Origin of the sequence: Bradyrhizobium sp. (assembly GCF_027307225.1) — a bacterium.
In the GTDB taxonomy this organism is placed as follows: Bacteria; Pseudomonadota; Alphaproteobacteria; order Rhizobiales; family Xanthobacteraceae; genus Bradyrhizobium.
This window is the reverse complement of record NZ_DAHUXJ010000040.1, coordinates 1-5,603: the sequence shown is the minus strand read 5'-3', so window position 1 is coordinate 5,603 and position 5,603 is coordinate 1. Positions and strand designations below refer to the sequence as shown.

The following is a 5,603-nucleotide window of genomic DNA, read 5'->3' as shown; positions in this document are numbered from 1 at the left end:
AATTTCGCGGAAACCTCGTCATAGGAACTTCAAATTCTAAACCGCACTAGAATCATATAATTGGCTAGTGCTCCTTTGATTCCGAAGTTCGTAAACGTGGAGCCGCAATATGATACGAACTTCGGAATCGGAGCACTAGCGCTTGCGAGGCCGCTCGAACGGCCGGAAAGAGGGGCGCGTCAGGCGCTACCGTCGCAGGACAAGTGGATCGATTGAGACGACCGGCTCGCCGCCATGAAGTCGGAAAGAGAAGCCTCTGACGACCAGTTCAAATAGTAGACAAAGGCTCCCGCCATCGCGAGCAGCAGCAGGATTTCCAGAACCATGATCCGGACGATGGTAGGCCAGGAGCCCTGCCAGGGATTTGGCTCGGAATGCTGATTTGCGTTATCGGCTGATCTGAACAAGGTTGCCTCCCGCAAGAGAACTCGTGCTGGTCTAGAAGACCCGGCGAAACTCGGCTGTGAATGGCTTCACAGATTACGGTGAATCTTTTGTCGCAGGCCGGGCTGATGCGGGGACGCCAGGCCGGTCGCCAGGGGCCGCTATGCGGAAAGTTCACTTTGAGGGCTTGGGCGCCAGCAGGCACTCCGCCACGACCAGTTCGTGCGATGGCTTCGACGACATCTCTCGCCGCGAGACATCCACCGTGTCATAGCCGTCCTTCGAGCAGGCGATCTTCACGCTGTCGCCTTTGACGTCCGCGCCGAAACTCGGAATCAACTTGTAGACCCCTTCGCTGTTGCTGCGAACCATGATCCGCCGGTTACCCAGCTCGGCCTGGACCATGACACCGGCAACAGGCGCCAGCGTTCCGACCTGCCTGGTCGAGCCGACGAAGGCAAGAGTAGCCTCTTCATCGCGTTCGGAATCGAGTTCGCCGGACTGAGCCGGCCGGAACGAGAACGTGGCGGCTACGACGGAAGCGGCGCCGACAGCCAACGCGAAGGAGGATAGCCCGATAAAGCAGCGTCGCGGTTCTGTTGTCACTTGTTGACCATTGCGATGGGCTCTTGGTGATCGGCTCGCTCGGTTGGCCTTCGGCCTGCTTCCTTTCTGGCCTCAGCGGAGAAACCATTCGCGGAACAGGTAGAAGACGCTGAAGGTGACCAACAGAGGTACCGACCATCCCAGCCAGTACTGCGTCGGCCGGTTTTTCAGGAAGGGCCAGGCTACCACGCTGACCGCGGACGCACCAAGGACCGAGGTCACAAGCCAGCCATACCAATACATCGGCGGACCATCCCTGGCGGGCTCGACGAGCCAGCCCCACTGGTGGATTTTCGGATGATAGGTGAGCAAGGCCCAGTTCAATTCGACGGAGACGATATAGATCAGCGCGAACGCGGCCGAGAAAACCGGAATCACCTTTTCGATTTTGTTGTTGTTCATAGCCCGAAGAAACCGCGAATGTTGTTGAGGATGTGGCCGACGAGGAAGCTGAACCAGACGATGAAGCAGAGCATCAGCGTGACCGCCGTGCGAGCGGACGTGCTGGCAGGTTCCGGACGCCGCCACACCAGCCAATAGAGCGGCAACAGGCCGAGCCCGAGCGCGATGAGTTGCTCCTTGATTTCGAAGGAACCAACGGCCGGATAGAGCCGCGCATTTTCGAGATAGGTCCGGACCCAGACGCGATAGATCGGGTAGATGACGCTGCCGAGAGCAGCAACCGTCAGAAACAGGATGATGTTGGCGTTGACGTAGGCGCGGCTTGAAACCGAACGATACGCGTTGACGAATCCTGCTTTGCTTTGCGCGGGCCAGACAACCGCGATCGCCTGATGCGTGATGCTGCCGAGCAGCGCAACGGCCAACAGGCCGTGAAGGATTACCAGAAACGTCGCCATGTCCTCCCCCGTTTTATCGCAGCCCACGACTGGATGGTGCGCTTGTTTTCGTTCTAATTCTATTGTCGCAAGCGCTTATATTTCGCGCGAGAAACAACCACATCAACGATGTGTCGTGTCGAGATCGGAAAACGGCCCCACCGCATAGACGATTTGACCGCCGACCACCGTCAGCAGCGATTTTATTTTCGCGATGTGAGAAACCGGCACGGTAAAATAGTCGTCACTCAACACCGCGAGATCGGCGAGCATCCCCGGAACCAGCCGGCCCCTGCGATTTTCATCATGTGCAAACCACGCGCTTCCTTCGGTGTAGATGCGAAGCGCTTCCTCGCGGCTCGGGATTTCCGCTTTTTCCCGGCTCGCGATGCCGTCGACCGTCAGGCCGTCGAGCATCCAGCGCAACGACACGAACGGATTTTCGACCATCACGCGGTTGGCGTCGGTGCCGCCGCCGACGACGATGCCGAGCTTGCGCGCCGAGACGATCGGCGGCGACCGCTGCATTCGCGTCCCTCGCTCGGCAATATAGGAAGGCGCGGCGAAATAGAGCCCATCCTGCATCAGCCAGCCGACGCCCAGTGCCCTCATCCGTTGCAGCGACTCATCAGATGCATCGTGCAGATGCGCGATCGACCAGCGCAGCGGCGCCAGCGGGACCTCGCGATTGACGCGTTCGAGTACGTCAAGCAGATGATGCACGGAGCGATCATTGTTCCAATGCTGTGTCAGGCGCAGGCCACGCTCCGCTGCCCATCGCGCCACGCGGTAGAACGCCTCCTTGTCGGCATCCGTCGGCGCGTCGTTGTTGTACATGCCCCAGGTGACGCATTCACCGATGCCGTTGAAGCGCAGCCAGTCGTCGCCCATCCCGTTCGGCAGGAATTGCGTGAAGGCCTGAAAATCTTCCAGCTCCTTTCCGGGCCGCGGCGCGAAGATGCTGTAGACCACGCGGAGCGGCAATTCATGACGGCGCCACACCTGAAACAGCGCCGCGTAATCCTCCGGCGCCAGATTGTGGCCGCCCGGATCGATCACGCCGGTCAAGCCGTAGCTGGTCAGCTCGCGCAGGAATTGCCGCGTACCCTCGATCGCCTCTTCGATGGTCGGCTTGGGCAGGCGCGAATAAAGCGCGACGATCGAAGGCCCCTTGCCGACGATCCAACCCGTCGGTCTGTGCTCAAAGTCCTGCTCGAATTTCGCGCCCTCAGGCAGATCGTCTTCCGACTTGATGTTCAGTCTCTCCCGGCCCTCGGCGTTGATCAGCACATAGCCATAGAAGAGCTGGATGTAGACGGGATGGCCGGAAGCAACTGTGGCGATCTCCGCCTCCGTCGGCCGGCGGTCTTCCGCAAACTGGCGCGGCGTCCATCCGCCGGCAACGATCAGCCACGCGTCCGGCTTTTCGCGCGCGGCAGCGGAGCGAAGACGATCGAGCGCTTCAGGGATACTCGCGGCCCCTTCCCAGTTCACCTCGGTCGCGAAGCGGAAGCCGGCGCGAATGGCATGGATGTGGGAATCGATCAGGCCGGGGATCACCGTGCGCCCGCCGAGATCGACGATCTTGGTCGAAGGTCCTGCCAGCTTGCGAATTTCATCCGTGCCGCCGGTCGCGGCAATATGGCCCGCCTCAACCGCAAGCGCCTCTTTCACCGATGAAGCCGCATCGAGCGTGACGACCTTGCCGTTGATCAGAAGAAGATCGGCGGGGGCGGCCGAGGCGGGGTTGACGGCGGCCATGGCGATCGCCAACAGCGCGAGAGGGCGGAGCAATAGGCTTGACGATTTACTCGTGCTCATCACGCGCTGCACTAATAAGAAAGCCCATGGTGTCGCAAGAGGGAAACGAAACCTCCTGCAAAAAAGCCCGCCATTTCGGCCAAGCATTCGCGCTGATCCACGGCGGGTATGCCAGTTTTGTGTACCGCTGGGAAGCCGCAGGGCAGCGCGCCCGGAGCTGCTACCCCCCGAAGCCGCCTATGGCAACCGAGCTGTACTACTTGTTCTTGCGGTTGAACATGAAGCTGTTAACGATGGGAAATTAGGCGCAAACCATGAAGCGCTCGCGCGTTGCCGCAAAGCGGCCGATTGCCGAAGTTGCCGTTTCTCAATAGAGCAATTTTTTGGAAGATTTTCTATGCTTCGGATCTCAGCATTCATTGCCGTACTAACGCTAATAGGAGCGGTTACTACCGGCGCTTGGGCAGCACAGGGCTCATTTGCCAGGAGCGGTTATCAAGCAGGGTGTTACAATTCTCAAAGATGCGCCTCGGTTTGCATTCAGCATGGCGGAAAAAACTGCAAGCAAGCGTGCCAACGGCGAGCGTCAGCAATGCCACATTGCTAGTGCGGCGAATTTGAAGTTCCTATCAGTGTCAACGCAAGTTCGTCATAGGAACTCGCTGGGTACGCATTGGGTGAGTATCGACCTCGGGAAAGATGATGCCTGGGCGTTCGAAACTGGATTGGGCAGCGATGAGCGCATCGATACGGGTTTCCCGCGCGCGTCAACGGAACGAACCAGTTTCTTGGCATGCCTTTGCCGCGCAATTATTTATCATTTGTTTTGCTTAGTGATTTATTTGGTGCGCAAACAGGACTCGAACCTGTGACCCCGTCATTACGTAGCGCGAATTTGGTGAGTTTGCGCAGTTAATTTTGATACGCTCCAGGACCACCAAAACCGCGTCGTGACGCCTCTAGTGCAGCATCGCCAGCTACCGTCACCGGATTATCGCTTCTTCTGTTTCCGGGCGGCGTAGCGCGCGTCGCGTGCAACTTTCTGCTCAGCTTCGAGCGCTACTTGCCGTGCGACGACCTCTTCTTGTGCAAGCAAGAGCTCGGCGGCGGCCGCGGCGGCCGCTTCTTCCTCGAGACGCTTCCGCTCGGCCTTGGCGGCCTCGCGCGCCAGGTTGGTCTTGGCACGCCCGGCGGCTAGCGCTTCGCGCTCCGCCTGCCGAGCCTTGACCGCGGGATCGTCAGGTCCGGGCTGGCTGCGAAATTTGTTCAGGATGTTCCTCCTGGCTTCCTGCGCCGCCTTCTGCCGGTCCGCGAAGCCAGGTTCCTTGAATCCGCTCATTGATAAGGCCTTGTCGTTTCTTGTTCATGATAAGGCCGTCGGCTTTACGCCGGCCTAGCGGCCGGGACAGCCGCAAGCCCCCGGGTTACGAGTGGTTGCCTTTTGGACCGGGCAAACTGGATATGGTGCCGCAAACAGGACTCGAACCTGTGACCCCGTCATTACGAATGACGTGCTCTACCAACTGAGCTATTGCGGCGAACCATCAGTCCCGCTTCTAAGCGTCTCTCGGCGGCGAGGATTATCTTCCCCAACCGTCGGGTTCGCTTGAAAACGCCCGCACCTGATATCGGGCAGCGCCGTTCTTGGCAAGGAAAAGGCGGGGCCGTGTTTGTCATCCCTCCCCCCTTGCGGGGTCCGAGGCGAGCAAAAGCGAGCCGGGTGGGGTTTTTTAAAGCACACTCAACAATCTGGACTTGCGAGCAACGTCGGCGCCCCCACCCGACCGTCGCTCCGCGCATAGCCGATGGAAAGCATCGGCCTTCCCTTAAGGACGGCGACCGGAGGTCGCCTATGCACCCTCCCCCGCGAAGCTGAACGGGTTGAGGACATCGAGGACGTGTGTTCGGAGACATCGAGGACACCTTGGCTGCTCCCTTCAAGGTCGATTGTCGAGGGTTTGTTGCTGTTGCGCCTGTGGAGTTGTGGGCATCGGGTCCGCGGTCTCGCCGCCT

The 5,603-nt window shown here is 59.6% G+C and carries 7 protein-coding genes and 1 tRNA gene; 1 reads left to right on the top strand and 7 read right to left on the bottom strand.

What is annotated here, in order from left to right:
• Positions 1–179 precede the first annotated feature (179 nt).
• The 5 genes from M6D32_RS06630 to M6D32_RS06610 all read right to left on the bottom strand — a co-directional run bounded on the left by M6D32_RS06630 (position 180) and on the right by M6D32_RS06610 (position 3,590).
• Complete coding sequence (locus tag M6D32_RS06630) at positions 180–407, bottom strand: hypothetical protein (protein ID WP_298254578.1); 228 nt, start codon at positions 405–407, stop codon at positions 180–182.
• A 151-nt stretch (positions 408–558) separates the two neighbouring features.
• Entirely contained in the window at positions 559–990 is a 432-nt protein-coding gene (locus M6D32_RS06625; protein ID WP_298254576.1) for a hypothetical protein, read from the bottom strand.
• Positions 991–1,062: 72 nt separating this feature from the next.
• Positions 1,063–1,392, bottom strand: a complete 330-nt coding sequence (locus tag M6D32_RS06620; protein WP_298254574.1) for a hypothetical protein — start codon at positions 1,390–1,392, stop codon at positions 1,063–1,065.
• Complete coding sequence (locus tag M6D32_RS06615) at positions 1,389–1,850, bottom strand: hypothetical protein (RefSeq protein ID WP_298254572.1); 462 nt, start codon at positions 1,848–1,850, stop codon at positions 1,389–1,391. The genes M6D32_RS06620 and M6D32_RS06615 overlap by 4 nt, the downstream gene beginning before the upstream one ends.
• A 102-nt stretch (positions 1,851–1,952) precedes the next feature.
• Positions 1,953–3,590, bottom strand: a complete 1,638-nt coding sequence (locus tag M6D32_RS06610; RefSeq protein ID WP_298254570.1) for an amidohydrolase — start codon at positions 3,588–3,590, stop codon at positions 1,953–1,955.
• A 545-nt stretch (positions 3,591–4,135) separates the two neighbouring features.
• On the opposite strand from M6D32_RS06610, the gene M6D32_RS06605 reads away from it, so the two are divergent.
• On the top strand, positions 4,136–4,462 hold the full coding sequence (locus M6D32_RS06605) for a hypothetical protein (RefSeq protein ID WP_298254569.1): 327 nt from the start codon (positions 4,136–4,138) through the stop codon (positions 4,460–4,462).
• 119 nt (positions 4,463–4,581) lie between these two features.
• On the opposite strand, the gene M6D32_RS06600 is transcribed toward M6D32_RS06605, so the two are convergent.
• A complete protein-coding gene (locus tag M6D32_RS06600; protein WP_298254568.1) occupies positions 4,582–4,929 on the bottom strand; it encodes a DUF6481 family protein in 348 nt (115 codons plus the stop codon).
• 123 nt (positions 4,930–5,052) lie between these two features.
• Positions 5,053–5,128: transfer RNA gene (locus M6D32_RS06595), tRNA-Thr, on the bottom strand.
• Positions 5,129–5,603: the final 475 nt, after the last annotated feature.